The organism is Thalassoroseus pseudoceratinae, assembly GCF_011634775.1.
GTDB classification, from domain to species: Bacteria; Planctomycetota; Planctomycetia; order Planctomycetales; family Planctomycetaceae; genus Thalassoroseus; species Thalassoroseus pseudoceratinae.
Map to the genome: position 1 here is coordinate 1 of NZ_JAALXT010000007.1, position 26,062 is coordinate 26,062.

The window sequence follows — 26,062 nt, forward strand, 5'->3', positions numbered from 1 at the left end:
TTGCTCTTTATTGACATGGGAAGCGGTCAAAACCGCATCGTTTCGCTGTCGACTGAAGATGCCGGAATAAGCACGGCGTTTGAAGATGTCGTCACGAACTACTTCCCGACAACGCTTTTCAATGGCAACGAATTCGATCGCGTCGAAGTTGCCGACCTAAATGGCGACGGACTGGATGACGTGTTCGCCTGGAACAGCAACACCGGCGCAAACCGACTCGCATCCACCAGCCTCAACCTGGAAACTCCTCCAGTCGCCATCGATGACGCAATTGGCTTCCAGGGAATCAATGGTGACTATGAACTCGTTGCTAGACTCACCGAGGATGTATTTAGTGATCCGAATTCCGACGAGTTGTTCTTCTGGAACCCAACAACAGGCCGCAATCGAACTGGTTTCGTGCAATCCTAAAGCTAGCAAAAACTAGGATTCTGTTGACGATATCAACCAAACTAAGATTGCCGGGACGAGCGAACGCTTGCCCCGGCTTTTTGTTTCATCCACGGCTTTGGACCAAACAAAAACGAACCTCACCCTGACAACGACGAAGTCACTGAAGTTCAGAACTTGGTTTGTGGACCGCGTTTTGTTTGGACCAACTCTTCGGGTTTGGGCTTCCGCTCTCCTTTGACGCGAGGCCGACCGGTGCCGGAATACTTGGGCGGCGAGTGATACAAATTCACGTTGCCGTAGAACCGTCCTACGAACGTCAATTGGGGGCGATAGGCATGAGCGAATCGCGTCATCTCGTGTGTGGAGACTGTCCATCACCAGTCAAAACAAAGCGACGCTCGGGAAACCATCCCAGCATTCGGCGGGCTGTCGGCTCGGTGAACGCAGGCGAGAATCGCCCCACCAAATCCTCAGCCGCTTGGGGGGCAAGTATAAGGGAAACGATTGGCCACGCAATCGAGGCGGAGTCTGCGGATCGTGGTTGACGACCTGTCAACACAAGCCATGCATGATGCATGAATTTCGTCACTATCCGACATCGAATGTCCAAGAATTCGCAGGGCAGACTGCATTGAACAATATTCCTGTGAGTTCACAAAAGTTCTGTACACTCCCTTCCTAGATCAGTTACTCTAAAGCACCCATCCGATGATTTTCCGTCAGCGAAATCAGACAAGGCGGATTGCCGCCCATCGCGAGGAACGATTGATGCTTTTGTTTCATTGGCTCGAGCAACTCGCCGTCCGTTTCCATAGTTTCACGCTGCGATCTCGTGCGAAGCATCTGCGACGACACTCACGGATTCGTCGACCGCTGGATGTGGCGACCGAACGGTTGGAAGACCGCACGCTGCTCACGACGCTTGTGGAAATCAATTCCGGCACACTCACCATCACAGACGACGCGGGTGGCAATTCGAACGACGACCTGACAATCAGCCACTCCGGCGGCACCTACACGATTGTCGACAATGGCGGGTTGACGATTGATGTCTCCAGCATCTTTGGAGCCACGGGCAGCGGGACAAGCACTGTCACCGTTCCGGATGCGGGCGTGACGGGCATCGAGTTCGCTCTCCTCGGCGGCAACGACACCGTCGCCGTAACCAGTGTTCAAACCGGTTTGACAGGCGGCTTGACCGTCAACGGCGGAGACGGCGACAACACGCTCACCTTTACAGGGGTGACGGTGGAGGGGAACGTCAATATCATAACCGAAGACGGGGTGGATGACGTCCTTCTGGACGGCCTCACTGTCACCGGCAACCTCTCAGTGTCGCTCGGTGGGGGCGACGACACGCTCTTCATCAACCACGACGCGGCTACCAGTTTGTACAGCGGCATCGCAGACCTCGACCTTGGCGATGACAACGATTCGATGCGTATCGATTCCGCCATTGGGGGAGAAGTCACCTTTGAAAGTGATCTCACAATCGACCTCGGCGAAGGCGATCAGACCCTCAACCTGTTCAATGAGCGGTTCGTCGTCGAAGGGAATTTCACCCTGCGGGCGGGTAGCGGCAACAACATCACGCCGCTTGCTAATTCGATCCGACCTTCCGTCGTTGGCGATGTCAGCTTCTTGTTCGGCGACGGCGATAATCGGATTAACTATGCAGGTAGCGTGGGCGGCCGGCTGATTTATCGGGCTGGCAACGGGAACAACGACATCGTCCTCACTGAGACAATTGCTAGCGGAGGACAGACCGAGTACGTCGTCGATATCCGCACCGGCAGTGGCGACGACACGTTCACCCTGGCGGGCACGACCGGAGCCGTCATCTCTGGATGCGTCCTCCTGGATGGGGGGACTAACGTCTTCGACCAGAGTAATTGGACACTCGACAGCGACTGGACCCTCGTCACGAGCGGACCGGCGAACATGCCGGAAATTAGCCTTGCGGGCGACACGCTTGTCGTCGAAGACGCCGTCGCCAGTGACAGCTCGCTCAGCATTCAATCAGACACGACGAACAGTCAGTTCGTAATTCACGATCCGAATAATATGCTTTGCACGATCGTGCCCGGGTCCACCGGAAGCGGGACCAATACAGTCACGATTCCGTTTGGTGCAATCACCAACATCCTCATCAATACACTCGATGGCGACGATGAATTAACAGTCGACCTCTCGCTCGGTAATTTCGCGGTTCCGATTGAATACAACGGCGGAACGCAGAGTACGGCGGCTGGCGACACGCTGAACATCACCGGCGGCACGGTCACCACAGCCGTCTTCAACTACACGAACGCCAACGACGGTGATATTTCGTTGGACGGCAACACGATCACTTACACGGGGTTGGAGCCCATCGATTCGAGCGTGAACGCGGATAACCTGATCTTCACGTTCAACGGTGGCAATGAGGTGATCGATGTGACGAATTCCGGCACGGCCGGTCGGACCACGATCAACTCCAACTTGGGAGAGATGACGACGTTCGACAACCCAGGCGAGTCACTTACGATTAACGCCGGTAGCGGCGACGACGGCATCAATGTGTTGAGTTTTGGCAGCGGCTATGACGCAGCGCTGACGATCAACGGTGGCGGTGAGGACGACACGGTCAACGTGAACACATCGCTGACGCTGGGATCGGCCGCACCGGGGAACACCGGAAATCTGACGATCAATGCCAGTGAAATCACCGTCGGCCTGAGTGCGGCCATCAATACCGCTGCCGCCACGGCGAACGGCCAACCGGGGAACGTCACCTTCAATGCCTCCGACAACATTGCTCTGTTTTTCAACACATCGATCACCACGGACGACGGTACGATCAACTTCGACGCGGCTGGTGGACCGGGGGCATCCTCCGCGATTGACATCAACGGCGACCTGACGACGACAGGGACTGGCGATATCACGCTCTCCGCAAACTCAAGTGGGACCGCTGCGGGAGACTTCATCGGAGTCAATATCAATAACACCCAAGTCAGTGCGACCGGATCGGGAAGTGTGATGATTTCCGGCCAAGGTGGCGACGCTAGCACCGACGAGCAGATCGGCGTCCTCGTTCGATCCGGGGGCGGAATTTCCAGCGGAAGCGGTTCGATCACAATTGACGGCCAGGGCGGCGGAAGTGGTTCAGGGAATCGAAATTACGGTTTCCGACTCCATCAAGTTGGCTCGATGCTGACGACAACAGGTGGGTCGGTTTCGATCACCGGGGAAGGCGGAAGCACCACGGGCAGCAACAACAAAGGTATTCTCATTGACGTGCTAACTTCGATCGGCGTGGGAGGCACCGGGGCGCTCGAACTGATCGGAACCGGCGGCAGCGGAACTCATCAAAATGCCGGTGTCGAAATGTTGGCCGATTCCGTCGTGACCGTGGCCGATGGAAATCTCGACATCACTGGCATTGGCAACAACGCTCCCGATGTGATCTTCGACGACGGTAGCACGGCATCGACCGCTGGCGATGTGACCGTGACAGGGAACGGGACGGAATTTATCGCGACGGCCGCCGGAGTGGCGTCGATGACTCACATTGCCGGGAATATCGTGACACTCAACGGTGTGGTGGCTCCTGGCGGATCGCCTGGACAATTGCTGGTCACCGGGGCGTTCACGCTCTCCGCGACGGATACGCTCGAGGTCGAATTGGATGGGAACACGCCCGGCACGGAGTTTGATCAAGTCGTGGTCACCGGTACCGTCGAACTCGGCGAGGCTGACCTGTTGATCGATCGGGATGCCGGGTTCATGCCGAATCCCGGCGATGAATTTATCATCATCGACAATGATGGCACCGTCGACCCCGTGATGGGCACGTTTTCACAATCAATTATCCGTGTCGATGGCACGAACTACGCCGTCATCTATGACGGCGGCGACGGCAATGATGTCGTGCTGCGTGTCCTGGCGACTCCCGCGACCAATCTGGAAGTCGACAACCTCGACGATGAGGTCGATGGTGACTTCTCCGACGGCGAGCTAACGCTCCGTGAGGCGATTCTGCTCGCGAATCTCGAAGCCGACCTGAACACAATCACCTTCGATCCAAACCTGTTCACCGGCGGACAGCAAGACATCGACATGCAACCGCAACCGACCGGCAACTTCCGGATGGAGATTCTTGAGGATGTCGACATCGTCGGCCCCGGTGCCGACCTTCTCACCATCGATGCCGACTTTCTCTCGCAGATCTTTTTCATCAATTCGGCGACTGTCAGCATCTCCGACGTGACCCTTGAAGACGGCTCCGCCAACGGTTTGGACGACGGCTTCTTCATCGAAGATCCCGGCCCGCCGTTCCCGGTCCTGCTCAGTAATGCCGAACGCGGTGGAGCGATCTTTAACCAAGAAGGCGACTTGACGCTCATAAACGTCGTCGCCGTCGATAACGAAGCTATCGACAGTGGCGGAGCGATTTACAATCTGGGTACGCTGACAGTCATCGATTCCGAATTTCGCACCAATCTCAGCGGTGATGACGGCGGCGCGATCTACAATGCAACGACCTTCAACGTCACCGCGACACTCAACGTCAGCGGCACCCTGTTCGTTGCCAATGACGCATCCAGTGATGACGGCGGAGGGATTCACAACTCCGGAGGTGATATCACGGTCGACACCTCCAGCTTCATCGATAACTTCGCCAACTTTGCCGGTGGTGGTCTCTCGACTGTAGGCGGTTCGGCGTTCGTTTCCAATTCGACTTTCGGCGGCAACCGGGCGTTTGTGATCGGCGGAGCAATCGCTCACGATGACAGCGATTTGGTATTGGTCAACGTCACGATCTCCAGCAACCAAGCCAGCGCAGATGGTGGCGGTGTGTTTCACAACGATGGTGATCTCACGATCGTCAACAGCACGATCTACGGCAACCGAGCCGACGATGACGGCGATGGCGGCGGAAACGAAACCGGCGGCGGAATTTGGACGTTCGACGACGCCTCGACGAACACGACACTGGTCAATTCGATCGTCGTTGGCAACATGGTCGGGGCGGTCGGTTCCGGGATGCCGGACGATATCAATGAGAAGGATCTCGAAGCCAGCAGTGCCAATAACATCATTGGCGATGCGGCTACCAGCGGCGGATTGTTGGACGGCATTGACGGCAACATCGTCGGCGTGAATGCCATCGATGTGATCGACACCAACCTGCAAAACAACGGTGGACCGACCTCGACGCACGCTTTGTTCCTCGGTAGCCCCGCAATCGATGCCGGTGACACCGACCGAGCCACCGATGACGGCACCAATCTGGGAACGGCCCTGGTCTTCGATCAACGCGGAATGGGATTCGATCGCGAGATCGGCAATGCTGTCGACATCGGTGCCGTCGAGTTGCAAACCTTCGCCGAAGTCACGATTGCTGATGCATCCGTGAGCGAAGGCGACACCGGTACGACAACGATCACCTTCACGTTGACCCGCTCGGCCAACACGGTCGGTACGACCAGCGTTGACTTTGCCATCACCAACGACACGACCGAGACCGACGACTTCAACGGCGGCACGCTTCCCAGCGGCACGGTCACCTTCGCCGACGGTGAAATCACGACAACAATCACTGTGCTGATCGCGGGTGAGACAACCGTCGAAAGCGACGAAACTTTCCTTGTCACGCTTTCGAATCCCACGCTCGGTTCGACGATCACGGACGACATGGCCACCGGCACGATCACCAATGACGATGCGGCCACCCTTTCGATCGACGATGTCAGCCAAGACGAAAACGCTGGCACGATGACTTTCACCGTCTCGCTCTCGCGAGAAGTTGATACCGATGTGACCGTCGACTTCGCCACTGCGACCGACACCGCCGATGCCAGCGACTTCACCGGCAACACCGGCACCGCGACGATCACCGCTGGGACAACATCGACGACGATCACGGTTGACATCTCCGCCGACGACATCGTCGAACTCGACGAGCAATTCTTGGTCAACCTCACGAGTCTCGCTGCGGGCGGACGCAATGTCACCATCGCCGATGCCCAGGGAATCGGCACGATTCAAAACGATGACGCGGCCGAGTTGAGTATCGACGATGTCAGCCAAGACGAAAACGCTGGGACGATGACCTTCACCGTCTCGCTCTCGCAGGAAGTCGATACCGGTGTGACCGTTGACTTCGCCACTGCGACCGACACCGCCGATGCCAGCGACTTCACCGGCAACACCGGCACCGCGACAATCGCCGCCGGGATGACATCGACCACGATCACCGTCGACATTTTCGCCGACGACATCGTGGAACTCGACGAGCAATTCTTGGTCAATCTCTCCAATCTGCAAGCAAGCGGACGCAGTGTGACGCTCACCGATGATCAAAGCGTCGGTACGATCATCAATGACGATGCGGCCACGGTTTTGATCGACGACGTCAGCCAAGACGAAGACGCCGGAACGATGACCTTCACTGTCTCGCTCTCGCAAGAAGTCGATACGGATCTCAGCATCGAGTTTGCAACCACGGCCAATACGGCCGAAACCGACGATTTCATCGACACCTCCGGAACGCTCACCATCACCACCGGCAATACATCCGCGACCGTGACCGTCGATGTAAACGCTGACGACATCGTGGAACTCGATGAGCAATTCCTCGTCGATCTCTCCAATCTCGCTGCAGGCGGACGTGCGGTGACGTTGGCCGATTCTCAAGCCCTCGGCACAATCAAAAACGACGACGCGACGAGTCTCTCGATTGGTGATGTCGCCGTCCTCGAACGCACCGCCGAATCCCAATTCGTGTCCTTCATCGTTACGCTCGATAATGAAGTCGACACGTCTGTGACCGTCGACTTCGCCACCGCCGACGGTACGGCAACCATTGCCAACAACGACTACACCGCCACCAGCGGCATGCTCGATTTCACGGGAATGGCCGGCGAAACCCGTACGCTCTCCGTCGAAGTTTTCGGCGACATCAACTTCGAGGACGACGAGATGTTCCTCGTCAATCTCTCGAACGTGCAGGCTTCCGGACGCAATGTGATACTCGCGGATGATTCCGCAACCGGCACGATCACTAACGACGATCTAATCGCCGATCTGGCGATGTTCGACGATCAGCCCGTCATGCCGGATTTGATCAACGGCGATTTCGAGGTCGTCGTCAGCGGGAACTTCGATGACATGCCGACGGCTCGCGAGGTGCGGGAGGATTTGTTCTTCTGGAACCCGACCACCGGAGCCAACCGGATCATCTTTTCAGACGGCACCCTGCAAGATAGCCCCATCGCTCCGACGGCGATCAACGGTGGCGATTTCACTGATGTGCTCATGGGCGACTTCGACGAAAACGGATCGAGCAATCTGTTTTTCTGGAACCCGGCGACCGGTCAAAACCGGCTCGTTCACATCACTGGCAATACGGGAAGCGTCGGCACAAGTTTCGAGACGAACGTTGTTGCTTCGACGGTGATCAACGGTAACGACTTCCCGGCGGCAGTCGTGGGCAACTTCGATGGAGCCGGTCCCGACGACATTTTCTTCTGGAACCCAACCAGTGGCCGAAACCGAATAGTGCACTTCGAAACCGTCGCCGCCGGTAGCAATACCGATCTGAACAACTTTCAGACCAACGTCGTCGACACCACCGCCATCAACGGGAACGATTTTCAAGAAGTCCACGTCGGTCAATTAATCGACGGCGGCTTGGATGAACTGCTCTTCCTCAATCTGAACACCGGAGCCAACCGCCGCGTCGAATTCTCCGCCGTCATGCCTGGCGTGGAAAGTGAAGTCGAGAGCCTCGAGACCGGCAGCATGGGTTCGCAGATTGGTTTCAACGGCTTTGAAGACCGTCTCGTGCAAATCGTCGACCTCAACGGTGACGGTTTGGACGACGTCTTCCTTTGGAACCCCACCACCGGAGCCAACCGGACTGCTCTGACCGACATCCGTGATCAGGCCTCACCGCACTTCGTCGACGATGTCGTCACTCCCACTCTCATCAACGGCAACAGCTTTTCACGACTCGCACGCCTCGTGGACTCGGCCTTCACGCCCGGCGAAGGCGAAGACCTCTATTTCTGGGACCCCATCACCGGAGCCAATCGCACCATCACAAATTAGCCCGGATCTTCAGTGCATCGTGAAAGGAATGTCGTTTCTCGTGAGTGCGAATCCCACCCGACCGGTTGGTCGCTCCAGGCGGTAGCACTTGGGGCGGTTTGAAAGGGGTGACGACTTGGACTGAAACATGTCAAGAGGAAACTACTTTTGAAGAGTCAGCGAACCGGAAGACCAAGTCCGCGACCAATTTGTCATCGCCCCGAACAAGGGAACGCATCTTTCGGTTCGCCAGCGACATTGTGGCTAGAAAGATGGGGAAGGATGCGCCACCTGCTCACCTTTACGATCTGGTGGCGGATGTGAATTCGACGAAGAACCTTCACAAACAGACGTCCCGAAGTGGTCAAGGAACTGAGTGCGTTGCTCGCGGGCTATCAGCCCAAGCCGACTCCCAAGACGGTAACGCCGTGTGGCAAAAGCAACCCCGCAAAGAAGATTCCAGCGCCCCGCAGCGAGCGTAGTGTGTCCGTCGATTTTAAAACCGGGACGCTGGAACCGTGGAAGATCGTCGAAGGTAAGTTCGGCCATATCATTGGCAGCCGCGACCGGTTCTTTCACAATAACCGGGAGTACAACAAACAGGAAACGCATTACCTGACGACACTGGAAGCGTCTTCGGACGCAGAAAAGGGAAGGGTGGCCGGGATCATATCACGGCAGACAATTTTCAGTCTGATGCGGAAGTTCTGGACGATTACCCAGACTAGACGGAGGCTCCTCCCGAAGTCCACCGGTCCAAAATGAAAAGCTCAATTTCTCCCAGGTCAAAGCGATGACACAACTGGCAACCACGATCGTGCTGCTGACAAGCCTCCTCACTGCCAATGCGATGGCGGTGAATCGTCCCAACGTCATTCTCGTCATGACTGACGATCAGGGCTACGGCGATCTGTCCTGTCATGGGAATCCGGTTCTCAAGACACCCAACCTGGATCGGCTCTACGCTGAGTCCGTGCGGCTGACGGACTTCCACGTGAGTCCGTTCTGCACACCAACACGGGCCGCACTCATGACGGGAAATCATCCGGGGTCCACGGGTGCTTATCGAACCAGTTCCGGCCGGACCATGATGCATCCCGATGAAAAAACGGTGGGCCACCTCTTTGCGGAAGCCGGTTATGCGACGGGGATGGTCGGGAAGTGGCACCTGGGCGATAACGCGCCGCACCGGCCGCAGGACCGGGGATTCCAAGATGCTCTCTGGCATCGTTGTGGTGGGATCGGGCAGGCATCGGACTATTGGGGGAACGATTACTTCGACGACACCTACGAACGCGCGACAGTCGACAACAAACAGGGAACCTTTGAGAAATTCGAGGGCTATTGCACGGACGTGTGGTTCAGGGAAGGTCTTCGCTTCGTTGAGAAGAACCGCGACAAACCATTCTTTCTTTACATCGCACCGAACGCTCCACACGGCCCGTACTATGTGGCACCGGAATGGGCGAAGCCTTATCAGGGCAACGAACAGGTCGCCAACGCCAACTTCTATGGGATGGTGGCCAATATCGATCACAACATGGGAGTCCTGCGGCGACGTCTGAAGGAACTCGGGCTGGCCGACAATACAATCCTGATCTTCATGACGGATAACGGAACGGCAGCCGGTGCGAAGTTCCAGGGTCTGGATTCTGAAGCTGTCACGGGTTTCAACGCGGGAATGCGTGGCAAAAAGTCGTCAATCTACGACGGTGGCCACCGCGTTCCATTCTTCATTCACTGGCCGAAAGGTGGACTGACCGGCGGGCGAGATATCGACACGCTGGCCGCACACATTGACGTGCTGCCGACCCTGGCAGAATTGTGCGGAATCGCGGTTCCGAAAGAGTATGAGCCGGATGGAATCTCGCTCAAGCCGTTATTGGATGGCTCTGACGAACCGTGGCCCCGCAAGCATCATGTCGTGCAGTTCCATGGCGCCGCCGGCGGCAACGCGTTACCTGCCCAACCCTTTGCCCATTCGGTTGTGCTCACCGAACGCTGGCGTCTGGTGAATCATGGCGACGAATTCCTCTACGACATCGAAGCCGACCCGGCCCAGCGCAAGGATGTCTCTGAAGAACACCCCGAGGTCGTGCAGCAATTGCGTGAAGCCTACCAGCCATTTTGGAACAAGGTGTCTCCTCGCATGACGCCGGTTCGCATCGATCTGGGCAATCCGGATCAGAATCCCACTGAACTGTGTTCTCAGGACTGGTACATGCAGAAGGGAAACCCGCCCTGGTGGTTCGGATCGATCAGGAAGTTACCTAAGGTGACTGCTCCGTGGATGGTCAATGTCAGGCGGGCTGGTCGCTATCGCTTCACGTTGCGGCAGTGGCCGTCGGCCGCCGAAAAACCGCTGGTCGCCGTGCGAGCCAAAGTGGTAATTGCCGGACAGGAAAAAGAGATGAAGGTTCCCGCCGGTTGCAAGGCGGTCAGGATGGAACTGAATCTTCCGGCGGGCCCGACCGAATTGTGGACTTATCTCGTCAACGATCGTGGCCAAACTGGCGGCGCTTACTTTACGGACGTTGAACTCGTGCCGGATGACGAGTCGCCCCTGGAAACTGAGGCGATTCCGCTGCGTGCGGCTGTCGAGAGAGCAACTCCTTCCAAACCAACCGTCTACGGTATCGGAACGGATGCATCCATCACGTTCAATGCGGAGTTGGATACACTCAAAAACCCAAGCCGCATCAGGAAGTGGGCGAACGACAAACTGAAGTTGAAGGACGGAAGCAACCTCTCCGGTATCGACTTTCCGGCCCTCGGAATCACGTCGTGGAGTGCTGATTCCTTCGGAAACGCCGCGAAGACGATCTGGGACGAGGCGAAGCTGAACGAATTGACGTTGAACTTCACCGGGCACAACTTCGGCTACAATGACTCCATGAGGAAAGCGAACTTTTCCGCTTCGACCATCAACACGACCGGGAATCAAGCCTTCCTCTTTACCGACCTCACGGGAGCCGATTTTTCGGGAGCGGCGCTGAACATCGCGGGTTTCTCCGGACGAATGACCGCTTTCCGCAAAGCCATTCTGACAGGGGCTGATTTCTCCGATGTTACGTGGGGTCTCTCCACTGACGGACTCACCGAAAAGACAGAGTTCTTTTTCAGTGGCGGACCCGGATCGACATCGGCTGCCGACAAACATCGAGCAGTCACATTCGAAAACGCAGATCTGAGCCGCATTACCGGCCCTGCCAAGGTTGCCATGATCAAGAATCTCGGCCGATTCGACGGCAATACAGCAATCGGTGCGAAGTATGATCAGGCGATGTTAAAACGGTCCGGCTGGACCGCCGCCGAACTTGAAGCCGCCGGTTGGCAGAAGGTGAAATGACATCTGATGGATGCCGCAGATGAAACATGGATCGAACACGGATAAGGAATGAGCTTTGAATTCCGTGTTCGATCGCCCTGACCCCCGTACGCACTCCAGACGATCGCCAACTCGTGGATGCAGTCAAGGTCGCCGCTACGCGACGCCGCTTGGTAATCAGCCGTCAGCGTGTTGGGTCATTCAAGTTTTGTTGCAGTGACGAGTTGACGATGTGTTTCGGCCCCCGAGGCTTCCGAGTGGCTATTGTCAATCGTCTCCGCAATTCGATGCAATAGTTCGTCTGATTTCCAGGCAATGCGATCTGAGCACAGTGCTCCCGATTCGACTCGCGAAAAGCCTGACAGATATGTCCCCGCGACGTCTTCCGCCGCCACCGGTTTTCCGCGTAGGAAGCCTTGAATTTGCGTGAAGCCCTCCTTCACAAGACGGATGTACTGTTCTTCCGTCTCGACGCCTTCAGCCGTAGTTTCCATCCCCAGACATCGGCCCAGGTTGGCCACAGTGCTGACGATGGCGTCGGCGTCTGCCTGGTTCAGATCACGGACAAAGGACTTATCCATCTTCAACTTGTCGAACGGAAAACGGCGGAGGTAGCTGAGCGAGGAATATCCGGTTCCGAAATCGTCCAAGACAATTCGAGCGCCAAGATCTCTGATCGCATGGAGTTGCTCGAGAGTATCAGCATTATCGCTGAGCAGGACCGACTCCGTGATTTCGATTTCGAGGCGAGAGGGGTCGAGTCCACTTTCGTTGATGGCCTTCGCAACGCTCTTCAACACGCTCCCACACTTGAATTGCACGGGCGAAACATTGACGGCGACTCGAACCTCCTCGGGCCAATTGCAGGCTTGCCGACATGCTTCAGACAACACCCATTCGCCAATGGGTTGGATCAACCCGGTTTCCTCGGCCAGGGGGATGAATTTGTCAGGCGATACCAGCCCTGAGTTGGGATCGTTCCACCGGAGGAGTGCTTCCAGTGAGCAGACACCTCCCGATGCGGACAAAAACAGTGGTTGAAAGTGCAGGACGAATTCTTCGTTGGCGATTGCCTCACGCAACCGCGAATCCATTTCACGGCGGTTGCGAAGTTGTTGGTCCATATTGGTTTCAAAAAATCTGGCACAGCCTCGGCCATCGGCCTTCGCACGATACAACGCGAGGTCTGCGTTCTTCACCAAGTCAACGGGTGTTTCTGCGTCGCAGGGCGATACCGCAATTCCAATGCTCGCACTGACCACGACCGAACTCTCACCCAATTCGACAGGAGTGCGAATCGCGGCCAGGAGTTCTGTTGCCAACAGCGGGATTTCCTGCTCGTTGACGACGGACTCTTGAATGATGGCAAACTCGTCGCCCCCAAATCTCGCCACGAGTCCGGCGTCTTGGACAACTCTCGACAATCGCTTGCCAACGTTTCTAATCAAATCGTCGCCGACGGGATGCCCCATGGTGTCGTTGATATACTTGAATTGGTCCAAATCGATGAGGAATACCGCCGTTTTCTGTGCGTAACATGACGCCCGGGTCAAGGTTTCAGAGAGGCGGTCGTTGAACTTGACCCGGTTGGCCAAGCCGGTCAGTCCATCATGCAACGCCGCTTGCTCGAGTTCGACTGTGCGTTGACGAACCAACTCTTCCAGTTCGCGTTGCTTCAGACCGGCTTGCCGAGTCATCTCCCATTTGCGAGTCAGGGCGACGGCGAGCTGAAAAACCTCGATGTCGTCGAACGGTTTTTTCAGAACCAGCAGGCTGTCGGTATAGCCAAACTGAGCATTCATTTCTTCCCAAGAACGGTCCGAGAACGCTGTGCAGATGACGACCTGCAAATCTGGAGAGACTTTCCACAACTGCTCGATCGTCTGCAGGCCGTCCAATCCCGGTGGCATTCGCATGTCGACGAAGGCGAGCGAGTAGGGATCGGCTTGGGCTTCGCCGTCCGCAACCATCTGGATCCCTTCGTGCCCCTGATACGCCGAATCGATACGAAACTGAGGGGAAGGATCGGCTTCGAAGTCATCAATCTCGAATTGATCGATGTCTGGAATCAGGTCTTCGTGGACTTCGAGCACTTTTTTGAAGTCTTCATGAATCGACGGATTGTCGTCGACGATGAGAATTCGGGGCGGCATGGCATTCTGCGTTGGTTTCAGCTGCGAATTCATGTGGTCAACTCCAACGCGTTCTTTTCGTGATTGGTCAGTTGTAATGGCAAACGCAGCACAAACGTGGCCCCCGTGCCAATTCCGTTGCTGCAGACGGTCAAACTGCCCCCCATTTCCGTGGCGGCATTGGCGCTGCTATGCAGGCCGAAACCATGTCCCGACTTCTTGGTGGTAAATCCATGCTGGAAAATTCTTTCCAGCTTCTCAGTCGCAATGCCGATGCCGTTGTCCGCAACGCGGAACACGACCCGGTTCTCCTCAGTCGTCGCGGTAATCTCGATTCGCGCATCAGGCGTCTGGTTTTCCACCAGAGCGTCTTTTGCGTTCTTGATCAGATTGATCAGGATCTGCAGGATGCGGTGTTTGTCCGACACAAACACTGGCAAGGCTTTGTTGATGGACTGCTCCACCTCGATTCGATGGCTCATCAGTGACGCCTTATTGGCAGCGAGCGCATCGTGAATCAGATCTTGGGCGTCGAGTTCCTGCTGCAATCCAGAGGACTTTGCCATCGATTGTTGCACACTGACAATCTCCTTGATGTGCTCGACATTTCTCAGTAGGTCGTCGAATTCATCGGAGACTTTGTTCCGCTCGTTGCAGAGGGCTTCGGTCACCTTGCGGATATAAGCCGGTATCTTCCGACCACGAGTATCCTCTCGAATGAATTCATCGAATGAGGATTCATGCTCGGCGATCAAGTCGGAAACTTTCTCCAGGTTCGCTAGTGCACTTCGAGAGTACTGCTTGCGGATCACAGAAGCGGAAACGTTGACACTGTTGAGGATGTTTCCCACGTTGTGCAGCACTCCAGTGGCGATCTCGGCCATGCCGGCCTGTCGCGACACATCGAGCAAGTCTTGCTGCAACCTTTGATTTTCTCGCTCGGCCAGTACCTTTTGGGTGACATCAAACAGCATCCCGTCAACAAAAATTTGACAGGTTCCCTCTCCAATCTTGAGACATTGGCCTTTCTCCCGAATCCACTTGACGTTGCCGTTTGCGTCAATGATTCGATACTCTCGTTCAAATTCGCTCTCTTCATCGATGGCGGATTGGATTGCGGCATTCAACTCCGTGAGATCATCGGGATGAACAAAATCTAAGAGATTCAAGCCATCGGGTGCCGTGAATTCCTCAGGATTGTGGCCGGTCAGATTGTAAATCCATTCACTGACAAATACGGTGCGGCACTCGTCGCTGACCTCACGCCGGTAAAACGCACCGGGCACGTTATTGATGATCGACCGCAAGCGAGCCTCCGCGTCGGCCAGCGACAACTCCATATTCTTGCGTTCGGTAATGTCGCTTTGAATCGCGATGAAGCGATTTACGTTCCCCATGTCATCTGCAATCGGCCGCACTTCCATTGCCAACCAAAAGGCGTCACCATCTTTTCGGTAGTTCACAACTTCCGTGTTGAACCCCCGCTTCTCCCTGACAGCGTTCCGCATAAAAGCTTTCGTCTCGGGATCGGTTGCCGGACCATGCTGGAAATCCGACGGGCACCGGCCGACGACTTCGTCGAGCGAATAGCCCGAGATCCGCGTGTAACCTTCGTTGACCCACTCAATACGCGAATCGCCGTCAGTAATCACGACGGCGTTGTCGGTGTACTTGGCCACCATGGCCAGTTTCTGGGCCACGGCCGTTTGTTCTTCAAGCTGCGTGTATGCCGCGCTCAGTTCCGAGGTTCGCTCCTGCACTTGAAGATCGACGCTTCTCTTGGCTTCTTCAATCTCGTACTGACGAACGCAAAGCTCGCGAACTTCGTTGCGCAGCCGATAACAGCCTGGTGCCAGAAACGCGACTTCAAAAACCACCCAGGCGGCATGTTCGATCCAGCGGTAGGGAGATTCCGTGACAACTCCAAAGACAGATGCCGGATAGTAGACCCCACGACCGAAATGATCCATCGCCACGACGACCGTGGCCGTGATCAGGATCTTCCAGTCTCGGTAGATACTGAGGATCGCCAGCGAAGCGAACACATGAAAGTGTGTTTCGATGCGTCCGCCGGAAAGGTGAATCAGCAACGCCGACCATAATGTCTGACTAATCGCCACAACGTGACGTGTGTGTGCGGCGTCCGGAAAAAACTTCATCCACAGAATGGCGAACGAAGAAAGCGATCCGCCGATGATTAAGGCGGCCCAAACGTGGATATGGATTTCGTATTGCTGTCCAATCCAGGTGAACGGCGACAAGAAAATGGCGAATGCCAGGCCGAGAAAGAACTGGCCAACCATGATCCAGACCATAAATCGGTGGACCCAGTGGCATTCCTTTTGATACCGCGACTCGAACAGTTCGTCGGCCGTCATGCCCTCGACTCTATCCTTCATCTGAGTTCCGTTCTTCGATTTCAAGGATTGAACAACCAAACACGGGTGACTTCGTGCAAACGTCGATTGCGGTCGTTTCGCTGTTCACGATCCGCACGAGTTCCTGAGACGCGGCGCAGTCCCCTTCATGTCCTCGCGAGGACGTCGTGCCGCCACTGAACGTCAGGTGGCCATCGCTGTCATAGACAAGGATATGCCCCGAAGTGGTCACGCCGAACTGCTGGCACATGCGGCCCTCACGATCGATGTGAACGCGACTGCCGGGCAAGCTTCGGAGACTGCTGGTGGTGCGAGACTCGATCCAGACATCTGTCTTGTTCTCGGGACAATAAGCCACGGCATGAATTTGAGGCTCGTTATGGAATCTCATACTCAACCGTTCGAGACTACGCACCGTCGCAAAAGTGCAGGGGCACTTGGGGTGGTAGAATAAAACGATTGTCGGGCGTCCCTGCTTGTGTCCGGAGAACTGCGTCAGTTCATCTTCTGTGATCGTCGAGAGGACTTCCGCTTCCGGGCCCGGCCGACTCGAGTAATCCATCAATATGACATAACCAACCAGGGTCGTAGACAGCAGGACAAAGAGCACAATCGATTTCAACAATAGCTGAGTGGACATCTAAACCTTGTGAAGAATTGATACAAGGACAATTCGCGCTCACTCGGCGAGACGTGCAAACATAAGTTGCGTTTCGCGAAATCCAAACATTCGCACCTTGAGATGAATAAAATTAACCACATCGGCCAAGGCGGCTGTTCGGATCGTTCCCGTTCTCCTGTCTATCGGGTTTCTAAGAGGCAAACAGAGAACCGATTGGCATGGGATTTCTGCTATCGATCTTGAAGACTGAGTATCGTCTTCCTGGAGAGGAGCCAATACGAGCGACCATCGACAACTGATGAAGTTGGCCATCGGGGACTATCCTCAGGTCGGGGGGCAACCCAGTCGACCGAAGCAGACACCGGAGGAAGTTGATGCCGATGCCGGTTACGATAGCGAGCCGGCTCGCATATCCTGTTTCGTTGGCTGGGAATCGAGCCCTACATTCGCAAGAAAGGCGAAAAGCATGGCAGCGGTTTGGGCAAAGTTCGCTCGGTCGTCGAACGCACGTTCGCTTGGCTCAAGGGTCTGCGAAGACTTCGCATTCGCTACGACCGAGACGGCACAATCATCGACGCTTGGGATACTCTGGCCATGAGCGTCATCTGTTATCGCATCTGGAATCGAGACATCCAACCGGCAACAGAATCAACCAAAACCTTGTTTTCTGTTCGCCTCTTAGGCTATTGTTCGTCAGAGGTGATTCATGACACTCACTGCGAAAACTGCATTCTTGCTTTGGATTGCGTGTGGTCAAATCGTTGCTTTCGGTGGCAAACAAAAGACCGAAACGAAACGCGATCAAGTTAAGACAGGACGATTCGTTTACAAGCAAGAGCCGCGTCGAACGCTCACGGTGTATTATCCCGACGGTTGGAAAGCGACCGACGAGCGGCCGGCGTTGGTCATATTTCGTTGCCGAATTCCGGAGCAACGCGAGCACTTCCGACGGCTTGGAATGGTGATTGTCAAACCGGTGCTGGCCGGCGTGAATTCCGGGAAGTTGCCTGGGATGAGCTTGGATGAGATCGCAAAGGCTCCCAAACCGCGGAACCAAGTCGAAGATTCCAAAAGCGCGATCCGTTGGTTACGAGCGAATTGCCATAAACTTGGCATCGACCCCGAAAGGATTGCCGCCACCGGCACCTCGGGCGGCGGTGATCTCGCACTCCAGTCGTCCATCAACAAAGCGTTCGAAGATCCGCAGGATGACCGGTCGATTTCACATCGCCCGGACGCCTTGGTGTTATATTGTCCGGCCTTTGATGGGATCAACATTTGGTTTGTAAAATCTGCTGCGATGTTGGAACAGGTCAAGGCCGATGCGCCATCATTCGAACCTTTGTTATCGCGATTCGTCAAAGACACCGAGCGCGAGTATGTGACGCCGCTTGACCATCGAGCCAACCTGATTGAATTGGCCGCTAGACTGGGCGACGAGAAAGGCATCGAGAGTGATGAAGTCGAACGGTTTCAGCAAATATTGAAGATGTTCAACGAACGAGACTGGCAACTATTGCACCCCGCCGACGACGCTTTGAAGATGTCCGCGTCCCGCATTTTGACGAAAGAGCCGTTGCCGCCCACGTTGATCATGTTCGGCACACGGGATCACCTATACGAGCATCAACAAGCGTTCGTCAAACAGGCGAGGTCACTCGGCCAACAGTTTACGCTCAAAATTTATGAAGGTGGCGGCCACAGTTTTATGATGCAACCCGCCTTCATGGAACGCAGTACACGTGAGGTCGAAACGTTCCTGCGGAGTATCGACTTCATCGACGATGAGGAGTAATCCGTTGAAGTCATCCCGACGTTCTCTCTGAAGTATCTGGGGCACCTTCAACCAAATTAGCGGGATTACATTAGAACTTATTGCGCGCGATCGTCATGTGGCCTCGCTCGCCATCGTAGATGAATCCGCCGCTCATCAAGTTCCCCCGCCATTTCTCGCCGCCACCCCGCTGGCACTCCAGAAAGCACCTCATGAACTCTTCGTGGCTCTCAAATTGATTGGCTTTCGTTTCATGCAACGTAGATCTGCCGTTCGTTGAGGAGTTTGGACATTCTTTTTCAAAATTATCCGAACATATACTTCGATTGTGTATCGATCCACCTTCTGAGCCATTGATGACAGAGTGACGAACGACATCGCAAGAACCAGAAAAGTAATCATAACGGCGCCAATGGCGTTCCATTCATCGAGGACGCGGGAGATTGGCAGTTGAATCCTCAAATAGAAAGGCAGGGATCGTATTGTCCTAGCCTTGATTCGAATAGGGCTCAACAAGAAGGACGATGCTACGACGGCGAAGCTTTTCTGCCCACTGCTGACGCTGATCAATTCGGTGACAAACGTCCCTTCGGACGAAAAGGTGATGACGAGGGCCGGAGTGCCATCGGTCGATAGACGCGAGAAATCGTCAGTCATCTCGGAAAACAGAACGGCAGACTTGCACCCTTTGGCCGGGTGGATGATGCTGAAGATCCGACGCCTAGTATGTTGACCGGTGACCGGATCGCCATTGTATTCCTTCAACTCTTCGTCAAGGAGACATTGCTTCGATGACTCGACTACCTGACCAGACTCTGCTAGCTCGTAGGTGTTCCCGTCGCGACGCCTTGAAGTCTCTCACTAGCGGAGCAATCGCCGCTGGAGCCGGGAAGCTGTTGTTTGACCGAGCTGCCTTCGCCGAGGAAACCAAGCCGATGAAAGTCCAGCCACGACCCTGGGTACAAGTCCGAGGCATCTATGGCGGGTTCCCAGATGCGATCTTGAAACGTGGAGAGACTCCCGCGGACTATGGGATCAATGCGATTTGGGTGGGATCGAGCGGTCTGAATCAAGACAAAATCGAACAATACCATCAGTTGGGGGTTAAAGTATTCGCCGAATTCAACTCCATGCATTTTGCGAGCTACCTGAAAAAGCATCCTGAGGCGGCCCCGATTGGAGCGGACGGTTCACCGTCACCGGCTCCGCACGGTTGGCAAGGTGTGAGTGCATTCGATGCCGGATATCGCAAAAATCGTATGGATGAATTTCGGCGAGTGTTGGAAACGTATGCAATCGATGGGATCTGGTTGGACTATCATCATTCTCACGCGAGTTGGGAACGAGCCGAACCGGACATGCCCGATACCGATTTCTCGCAGGAAGCTTTGAAACAGTTTCAGCGGAAGACGGGAATCTCCTTGCCGGACTCCGTGCCAGCGGCAGCCGAGAAGTTGCTCGGTCGTCATCGTCGGGCTTGGACACAGTTCCGGTGCGACGTGTTTACCGATTGGGTGCGCGAATACCGAGAAATCCTCGAAGCGGTCCGTCCGCAGACGCTGTTGGGAACCTTCCACTGCCCGTGGTCACCTGAGGACTACGACGGAGCGATCCGGCATAAGTTGGCCATCGATCTCCCGGCTCAAGCGAAATATCTAGACATCTTTAGCATCATGCCCTACCACGCTCGATTCGGACACCCTCAGGACCCGGCGTGGATTGCGAGGCAAACAAAGGAACTGGGGCGATTGCTCAAGTTAAGAGGTGACAGCAGCGAGAAGCAACAAATCTGGCCGATTGTTCAACTGGCAGATTGGGGTGAACCCGTTGCCGTGGACCAGGTCTCGACAGTTCTCGATTACGGCACCCGACAGCCTTCGTCTGGTGTGATGGCGTTTCTTTGGAATGGAATATCGAAAGACTGGGAAAAAGTCGAAGCCCTAGGCCGTTTCTATCGTGGAATCCGTTCTTCGTAGTGGTGTGTCCGTGTCCGGCGTCTATCATTTCCTATTAGTTGACGAAAAGGCGTTTCCATGAATCGTTCGGCTCTGGCTCTGATCGTGCTGTTGTGCGGGTTCGCGGTTTCGTTGGCTACTTCTGACGCCGAGGCTGGAAAGTTGCGGGCAGGGGCTTCGGCTGTGGATGTTTCGCCACAGCAATTTCCCGTCAGTTTGCGAAGTGGAAAAGCGACGGACGCGAGTGCGGTGCATGACCCGCTACACGCCCGAGCGATTGTCCTCGACGACGGCAACATAACCATCGCAATCGCCGTTCTCGACGCTCTTGGTGCTCCTCCAGAAATGCTCAACGAAGCGAAGCAGATCGCCGCGAAGAAGACCGGAATTCCTGTCGAGCAGATGTTGATTTCGTCGACACATACGCATTCGGCACCGCCGTCCAATCGGACGGAGGGTTCGCCGGGTGATGTGGCATATCGGAAGTTGTTGGTCAAAAGTCTTGCCCAAGTCATCACGGAAGCGTTTGAAAATTTGCAGCCTGCTTCTGTCGGGATGGCATCACACGATCTTCCAGAGGAAGTGTTCAATCGACGCTGGTTCTTGAAGCCGGGTAAGATGCCTGTGAATCCCTTCGGGAAGATGGACCTTGTCAAAATGAATCCCGGTACAAATCCAGCAGTTCTTGATCGTCCTGCGGGCCCGGTCGATCCAGAGCTGATGATTCTGTCGCTTCAAAACGAAAAGCGAAAGCCGCTTGGACTGCTGGCGAATTACGCTTTGCACTATGTCGGTGGTGTCGAGAAGAAACACGCCTCGTCGGATTACTTTGGAGAGTTTTCGCGTCTAATGCCGAGCCGTTTGCGGGCTGATTCGGAGTTTGTTGCGATCATGTCGAATGGTGCATCGGGTGATATCAATAACATCCCTTTCCTCGTTAATCGCCCGCCGAGAGAGCCGTTTGAACAGATTGGGATTGTTGCCAGAAAAGCTGCTGATGCCGCCTACTTCGCGTACAAAAAGATTGATTCCCACGACAGCAATATCATTCTGGGAATGATTGAGCGGAAAGTTGAACTGAAGTATCGGCGGCCAAACGCAGGCGAAGTGGCAGATGCCCGCGAGGTGCTCGCACTCAAGGACCCAGATGCCATTGCCCGGCTACCAAAGAATGCGCAGAACTATGCCCGCAAGACGTTGCGGGCATACGAGCGTGACGAGGACTTTCTGACCGTGACCATTCAAGCGATTCGAATCGGAGAGTTGGCAGTTGTCGGAATTCCGTTTGAAACACTCGTTGAGATCGGCCTGGAAATTAAAGACCGAAGTCCCTTTCCGAAGACAATGGTGATTGGTCTGGCTAATGGACGGCATGGCTACTTACCTACGCCCGAACAACATCGACTCGGCGGATATGAAACCTGGCTTGGCACAAACATCGTCCAAAAAGATGCCTCTGTGATCCTCACCGAGAATCTTCTGAAGATGCTCAATGAACTTGAAAGCTTGAGCAAGTAGACTGCGTGATTGGGCATTGTCGATCCGCACACTCCAGGCACTGGCCAAGATCAACAACAGCCGTTCCTCATTTCCTCTTTAAATTCGCGAGGTAGATCGCGGTGATCGTTTTGCCCGCTGCGTCTTTCTCGTGACTGGAATACCACGAGACGAGCCCGCTGCCGTCTTGAAGTTCAACAAAGCCAGGATAGGAAGTGTCGCCACCGCTAGGTAATTCGGCGAATTCGTGGAGCGTGTCTTCATGCAACCAGTAGAGAATCGTGCGTGTGCCGGCATTGGTGAAGCGACGTCCGCCGACGATCAACTTGTTCCCCCAGCGGGCGAGGAGCGGGCCACCGATGTATTCGCTCAGAGCTTTGCGCGTCACTTTCTGATACGGCGGAGACGACTGCAAGAGCAGCGCTGGTTCGCGTCCCTGTGTGCGACTGATCGCCAGTAGTTCGTCGTTCTTGTGGAACAGAAATGCGGTCTCATTGCCTTTCGTCGTTTGGAGCAGCGAGCAGTATCGCCAGTTGATCCCGTCTTCGCTCTCCAGCATCGCGGTTTCCATGATGGGGGTCGCGCCGGCTCCGGATTCCGACTCGCTGTAGCCGCGTTTGCGTCGTGCACAGAGGTACGCTTTACCGTCGTGCGTCGCGGCCCGCCAAATGTAATGGCCGTAGGTGCCTTCAAGCTGAAACGGTTCCGACCAGGTTGTCCCGTCCGCTGTTTTCACGCCGTAACCAAGGTGTTTGTTGATGTCGTACCTGTTTCGCGGCAGTTCGCCTTCGCCGGAATACCAAGTGCCTGTGTAAACGAAAAGCTGATCTTTGAACGCAAGAAAATGCGGGTCGCGTGTATCTCGTAACGGAACGGAAAATGTGTAGACCTTCTGCCAGGTGCGGGCGTCTTCACTGTTTAGCACGATGATCCGCGATGTCGAAAACACCATGTGTCCGTCGGGGCAAGATCGGAAAGTCAACCAGAACTTGCCTTTCCACCGGATCAGATCAGTGAAGGCATTGTGCTCTCCGTTGTGAAACATGCGTCTGACATTCTGGACTTCGATCTCTGGTAGTGTCTGATTCTGGCTGAGTGCCGTACTCGCGAGCCCCATCCAGAAAGTTAGAAATAGTATTGTGCGTTTCATTGTTTCTTCGACGACTTTTCAAGATTTTTGAGTTCCACCAGCAGAATCGACAGTTCCGTTTCTTCGCAATTCCGGCCGGCCTGTTATCAATGATGCACTTCTAGGAGTTGCTCCATTGCATCCATCAGGACGTTCTCGACTTTGGGTGCGACGCGTGAAACACGACCGGTCTCATAGCCACCCTGTCCGTAGGCAATCTTTGTGCCGATGTAGCCAGGACCGTAATCGCCGTAGGCGGCCATCGTGATAAAGTCGTCTGGACGCATCCGCTGCGCGGCGAGCTGGTATTCGACAAACAGTTCGCCCGGCATGTGAAGCACTCGGGCATGTCCAAGCTTCAGACAGCTCAGCGGAATTTGATGGCCCCCATTCATGCGACGGACGAACGTGAGGTCGCGTGCCGCGCGAAGTCGCTCTCGTTTCGGCTGCTTGTCATCCTGAAGTTTCGCCAGCAGTGCTTCTTCGACCAGCGTGTCTCGCACGGGGAGTGGCACTTTCTTGACAAACCACTGGACATCTTTCGCGGCGATCGGCGATTTTTTCTGCGATTGCCAGGCCCGTTCCATCCCGTCGGCCAGCCGCTGGGCCAGCAGTGGTCGTTTCTCTTTGGACCCGTCGTTGTATTTTCCGGCGGCAACGTTTCCACCCGCACCGTTAAAGTGAATATGCGGCAGACCCGACAGCGAATTCTCACGCATCTCCCGAGCCATCCCGACGAAGTCCCAGTTAACGCCGCCACGACCGTAATAGCTTTGAGGATGCGTGGCGTAATAAGTCAAGACGGCAATCGGTTTGTCATCATTCCAAAAAGAAACCAACCGGACCAGCGGATCGATCGTGCCTTCCGGCGCATCGCGGGCAGCCGGATTCCGACCGCCGCTACTTTGACGCTGGATAGCGACTCGTCCGTCCGGTCCCAGGATTCGCCGATTGGATGCAACTCTCTCGACCTTGCCCGAACCAAGTGCGACGTGCGTGACAGACCGAGCCTTGGCCAAGGACTGCTTCGCGGCGGCAGACACCCGCTCCATAACTTCGGCGTCAAAGTCTGCGTTGGAGAACTGACGGCTCAGCCCATGCGTGGCGAGCAGTTTTTCAGTGGCGAAGTCGCTTCCTGGAGCATCATGTTGATGCAGAGCGTGCAGTGCGACGCGAGCGGGCTTCGTTCCGACGGACCTGGCAATCGACCTTCGGAATTCATCGTAACTGCCGTTACCAATCCCCACCCAGTCGAATGCACATAGGACGATGGGTTCACCCGCGCCGAGCAGCACGACGCCGCGAGCCGTCAATGGCGACACGATTTCCATTGCCGGTTGGACGGCCCCGTTACACAGCGGCGAACCAAGGGGCGGTGTCGCGTCTATTTGAAAAACGGCCAGCCGCAAGGGGGCCTCGTCGGCGCTGGCTGCCTGCAACATCAGCGGTGCAAAAACAAGTAATAGAGTGAAGAGGTATTTCATATGACTTCCTATGATAATCCAACGCATAAGACATTGGGCCGTTGTTGGCGTTCTGCCAATGCCACGTCGGTCAATCCGGCCTCGAACACCAACGCTGCGAAGTGAACCGCTTTCACTTCTCAAGACATTGATCCACCCTTGCCCCGAAATGCATCATTTCGACTCGCCTGCGTTTCCGCCTTTCAGGAAATCTTTCTCGCGAATCTGCACGCGGAGCCCGCCCTGCATCGTTGTGACCCATAGTTGTCCGGGACTGCTTTCGAACACATAGGGGTAGGCCACCCATTTCCTGCCGCGCGGGGTGTTGTGTCGATGCGCGATCACGCTGGGTTCGGTCCACGTTTTTCCGTGGTCGTCTGAAAACGCTACCGACAACTCTTCGCGATGGTTGCTCACCGGCGTCTCCGACCACCGGTTGTCGCCACCGCTCTTTGGCCATTCGGTTTTTCCATCAGGGAAGGGGCGATTCCAGACCAACAGCAACCGGCCGCTCTGAAGTCGTTTGAGCAAGCCCGGCGCGCTGCTGGAAGGGATGCCCGAGGGCTTGATGACCCGCCAAAATCGGCCGCCGTCATGCGAGTACGCTGACCAGAATTCGCCCCAATTCGTTCGGATCAGCATCCAGAGACGTCCGTCGGGAAGTTCCGTCAGCGTGGGTTCCGTAACGCCACCGTGATGACCGGACCCGCCGAGGTCAATCAGATTGCTAGCTTTCCATGTTTTCCCGTCGTCGTCGGAGGAATAGGTCAAAACAGCGTGACGGCCGGGATCGTGCTGCATTTTCATCGCTGTGAAAATCACGCGTCCGCTTTTTGTCTGGATCATGTCGCGGACCGCGCCGGACCAGTCCTCATGCATTTTTTGAATGTCTTGCCACGTTTTCCCGTCATCCTGGCTTCGCATCACATACGTCGGTAGCCGAGCCCCCGGTGCGTCGGTCAGGTCATCGTTCCAAGTCCAATGCCGCTCGTTGAGATTCATAAAGGCGGCGATGATCGTACCATTGGAGGTGCGAAACACGGCCCGCTCGTTGCTGACCTTGATGTCGTCGCCATCTGGGAAAAGCGGCCGAGGCTCCGACCACGTCTTTCCTTCATCGTGACTGACGTAGCTGGCTGCCGCATCGATCGCCAGAATCCTTCCGTCTGAGGTTCTCACAAAGGGACCGAGTTTATCGGTTGGAAGAGGTGCGACGCCGGGCGCCAGCCACAATCCCTCATCGGCGAACGCCGTTGTCAGGAGTAGCCCGCTCAACCCAACAAAAACGAATCCAAGGCCAGTGTGTCTCATAACG

General features: G+C 55.5%; 15 protein-coding genes. 7 read left to right on the forward strand and 8 right to left on the reverse strand.

All coding sequences use genetic code 11. The annotated features are described in order from the left end of the window. Nucleotides 1–411 (forward strand): hypothetical protein (locus tag G6R38_RS22760; protein ID WP_166831092.1); only part of this gene is annotated, 411 nt, incomplete at its 5' end. A 149-nt stretch (nucleotides 412–560) separates the two neighbouring features. Here G6R38_RS22760 and G6R38_RS22765 read toward each other — a convergent pair. After that, nucleotides 561–746, reverse strand: a complete 186-nt coding sequence (locus tag G6R38_RS22765; RefSeq protein WP_166831093.1) for a hypothetical protein — start codon at nucleotides 744–746, stop codon at nucleotides 561–563. A 415-nt stretch (nucleotides 747–1,161) separates the two neighbouring features. Between G6R38_RS22765 and G6R38_RS22770 the strand changes: the two genes are divergently transcribed. The 3 genes from G6R38_RS22770 (at nucleotide 1,162) to G6R38_RS22780 (ending at nucleotide 11,818) form a co-directional block, all read left to right on the forward strand. Next, the gene (locus G6R38_RS22770; RefSeq protein WP_166831094.1) at nucleotides 1,162–8,490 is read left to right on the forward strand and encodes a Calx-beta domain-containing protein; all 7,329 of its coding nucleotides are present in this window, start codon (nucleotides 1,162–1,164) and stop codon (nucleotides 8,488–8,490) included. Nucleotides 8,491–8,829: 339 nt separating this feature from the next. Beyond that, nucleotides 8,830–9,234: a hypothetical protein gene (locus G6R38_RS22775; protein ID WP_166831095.1), complete on the forward strand. Its 405-nt coding sequence runs from the start codon at nucleotides 8,830–8,832 to the stop codon at nucleotides 9,232–9,234. 28 nt (nucleotides 9,235–9,262) lie between these two features. Then, nucleotides 9,263–11,818, forward strand: a complete 2,556-nt coding sequence (locus tag G6R38_RS22780; protein WP_166831096.1) for a sulfatase-like hydrolase/transferase — start codon at nucleotides 9,263–9,265, stop codon at nucleotides 11,816–11,818. A gap of 176 nt (nucleotides 11,819–11,994) precedes the next feature. Here the strand turns inward: G6R38_RS22780 and G6R38_RS22785 are convergent, their stop codons facing one another. From G6R38_RS22785 to G6R38_RS22795, 3 genes are read right to left on the reverse strand one after another with little or no spacing between them, the layout of a single operon-like run. Beyond that, the gene (locus tag G6R38_RS22785) at nucleotides 11,995–13,983 is read right to left on the reverse strand and encodes an EAL domain-containing protein (RefSeq protein WP_166831097.1); all 1,989 of its coding nucleotides are present in this window, start codon (nucleotides 13,981–13,983) and stop codon (nucleotides 11,995–11,997) included. After that, nucleotides 13,980–16,328: a PAS domain S-box protein gene (locus G6R38_RS22790; protein WP_166831098.1), complete on the reverse strand. Its 2,349-nt coding sequence runs from the start codon at nucleotides 16,326–16,328 to the stop codon at nucleotides 13,980–13,982. The genes G6R38_RS22785 and G6R38_RS22790 overlap by 4 nt, the downstream gene beginning before the upstream one ends. Further along, nucleotides 16,318–16,947 carry a RedB gene (locus G6R38_RS22795; protein WP_166831099.1) on the reverse strand — a complete coding sequence of 210 codons (630 nt, stop codon included), beginning with the start codon at nucleotides 16,945–16,947 and terminating at the stop codon, nucleotides 16,318–16,320. The genes G6R38_RS22790 and G6R38_RS22795 overlap by 11 nt, the downstream gene beginning before the upstream one ends. 688 nt (nucleotides 16,948–17,635) lie before the next feature. Here G6R38_RS22795 and G6R38_RS22800 point away from each other — a divergent pair. Continuing rightward, entirely contained in the window at nucleotides 17,636–18,724 is a 1,089-nt protein-coding gene (locus G6R38_RS22800) for an alpha/beta hydrolase (protein WP_166831100.1), read from the forward strand. 70 nt (nucleotides 18,725–18,794) lie between these two features. On the opposite strand, the gene G6R38_RS28275 is transcribed toward G6R38_RS22800, so the two are convergent. Further along, complete coding sequence (locus tag G6R38_RS28275) at nucleotides 18,795–18,917, reverse strand: hypothetical protein (RefSeq protein ID WP_261345410.1); 123 nt, start codon at nucleotides 18,915–18,917, stop codon at nucleotides 18,795–18,797. Nucleotides 18,918–19,494: 577 nt separating this feature from the next. On the opposite strand from G6R38_RS28275, the gene G6R38_RS22805 reads away from it, so the two are divergent. Together G6R38_RS22805 and G6R38_RS22810 are read left to right on the forward strand one after the other, a co-directional pair. Continuing rightward, on the forward strand, nucleotides 19,495–20,679 hold the full coding sequence (locus G6R38_RS22805; RefSeq protein WP_240928345.1) for a hypothetical protein: 1,185 nt from the start codon (nucleotides 19,495–19,497) through the stop codon (nucleotides 20,677–20,679). 57 nt (nucleotides 20,680–20,736) lie between these two features. Then, the gene (locus G6R38_RS22810; RefSeq protein WP_166831101.1) at nucleotides 20,737–22,176 is read left to right on the forward strand and encodes a hypothetical protein; all 1,440 of its coding nucleotides are present in this window, start codon (nucleotides 20,737–20,739) and stop codon (nucleotides 22,174–22,176) included. Between the two features lie 67 nt (nucleotides 22,177–22,243). On the opposite strand, the gene G6R38_RS22815 is transcribed toward G6R38_RS22810, so the two are convergent. The 3 genes from G6R38_RS22815 to G6R38_RS22825 form a co-directional block, all read right to left on the reverse strand. Continuing rightward, complete coding sequence (locus G6R38_RS22815; protein WP_166831102.1) at nucleotides 22,244–23,305, reverse strand: hypothetical protein; 1,062 nt, start codon at nucleotides 23,303–23,305, stop codon at nucleotides 22,244–22,246. 86 nt (nucleotides 23,306–23,391) lie between these two features. Then, on the reverse strand, nucleotides 23,392–24,768 hold the full coding sequence (locus G6R38_RS22820) for a hypothetical protein (RefSeq protein ID WP_166831103.1): 1,377 nt from the start codon (nucleotides 24,766–24,768) through the stop codon (nucleotides 23,392–23,394). A gap of 153 nt (nucleotides 24,769–24,921) precedes the next feature. After that, nucleotides 24,922–26,058: a sialidase family protein gene (locus tag G6R38_RS22825; RefSeq protein ID WP_166831104.1), complete on the reverse strand. Its 1,137-nt coding sequence runs from the start codon at nucleotides 26,056–26,058 to the stop codon at nucleotides 24,922–24,924. Nucleotides 26,059–26,062 lie beyond the last annotated feature (4 nt).